The 1624-nt window shown below is 41.3% G+C and carries 2 protein-coding genes; both read left to right on the top strand.

What is annotated here, in order from left to right; all coding sequences use genetic code 11:
* Positions 1-700: helix-turn-helix domain-containing protein (locus tag D1831_RS14180; protein WP_125073450.1), on the top strand; the 700-nt coding region annotated here is incomplete at its 5' end.
* A gap of 8 nt (positions 701-708) precedes the next feature.
* Entirely contained in the window at positions 709-1584 is an 876-nt protein-coding gene (locus tag D1831_RS14175) for an IS3 family transposase (RefSeq protein ID WP_125073449.1), read from the top strand.
* Positions 1585-1624 lie beyond the last annotated feature (40 nt).

The following is a 1624-nucleotide window of genomic DNA, read 5'->3' as shown; positions in this document are numbered from 1 at the left end:
AAAAGGTTCTCGCTATACGATTAAAGAGAAGTTGTTTTACATTGGTCTAGTTACTCAGGGAATGGCTCCTAATGCCGTTCAAAGAAAATATGGAGTTGAACATAGTCAAGTAAACCGATGGGTAAAGCGTTACAGATTACAAGGAATCGATGGCCTGCGGCATCGACTCATGGGAAAGTATCCAAGTGAATTGAAATTAAAAATAGTTCTGGAGTACCTAGAAGGGCACAGTTCTTATCCTCGATTATGCGATAAATATAATATTCCTAACGTTAGTACTATCTATCAATGGGTTCATCAGTATACTAGTGGTAAACAACTCACCACTAGGAGTGTGAAACAAGTGAAAGATGGTCGGAAAACAACCCAGCTGGAACGTGTAGAAATTGTTCAATGGATTATAGCAAACGATATGGATTACTCACGCGCCATGAATAAGTACAACGTGTCATATGGTCAGGTTTACTCGTGGACTCGGAAGTTTAAACAAGGTGGACCAGAAGCCCTTGTCGATCGTCGTGGTAAGGGAAAGACTGTACATGACCAGCTTACAGATAACGAGAAGCGTGACCTGGAGGTCAAGCGTCTAAAGGCCCGAATTGAACATTTATCGACAGAGAATGCAGTCCTAAAAAAACTCCAAGAATTGGAAAGGTTGGATGCCGCTCATTACACATCTACGAAACAATCCAAACGTTAGCAACTACGGTGAACCCTGATACAAACCAAGTTTATGGGATTAGTTTTATGTGTCGTTTTATGAAAGTCTCACGTGCTGCATACTACAAATGGATACACCGAACCCCAAGCAAACGCGCTCTGGAAGATAAAGAGATATTAAAGTACGTCAAAACTATTGAAGAGGAGAACGAATACACCCTTGGTGTACGAAGATTAATGATGAACCTTCATTGCGATACAACATATCGAACTAGTGCCGGAAAAATGCGCCGAATCATGCGTGAAAATGGTATCGTGGCTTCAATTCGCGTGGCACAGCATGATCGAAAAGCTCAACGGAAAGAGCACATCAGTAATAACCTCCTCCTTTCAGATGAAGGCCATGATTTTAAGCCAGACAAGCCAAATCAGGTCTGGGTAACTGATTGTACAGAGCTACGTTTTGGTTGGAAATTCAGTGAACGTTTGAGACTTAGTGCGATTAAAGACCTGAACGACCACAGTATCATTGCTTGGGACATTGAAGAAACTGAGACAGCCGATTTGGTGACTCGAACATTTGATAAGGCATTAGCAATAAGCAATGGTGCAAAACCAACGGTTTTACACTCAGATCAGGGATCAAGCTATACATCTGGAGTATTTAACGACCATCTAGCTAGCAATGGGGTTAAGCATAGTATGTCGCGTCCAGGAACCCCTGGAGATAACAGTCCTATGGAAAGCTTCTGGAGTCATATGAAGACCGAGTTCTTCAATTTTCACCATGCATTAAATCAAGAAGAAATGGTTCAACTTATCGAAAAATGTATTAACTGGTATAACTACAAGCGTCGCCAAGAAACACTAAATGGCATGACCCCGAAAGAATTTCGGAATCATGCCATTCTAAAAACTGCATAGCTATTTTAATTATTTGAACTGTCTACTTGACTCGGAGCAG

This window comes from Lactiplantibacillus garii, assembly GCF_003885105.1.
GTDB lineage: Bacteria > Bacillota > Bacilli > Lactobacillales > Lactobacillaceae > Lactiplantibacillus > Lactiplantibacillus garii.
Note: the sequence above shows the minus strand (reverse complement) of the source record. Positions and strands in the feature narration are given on the sequence as shown.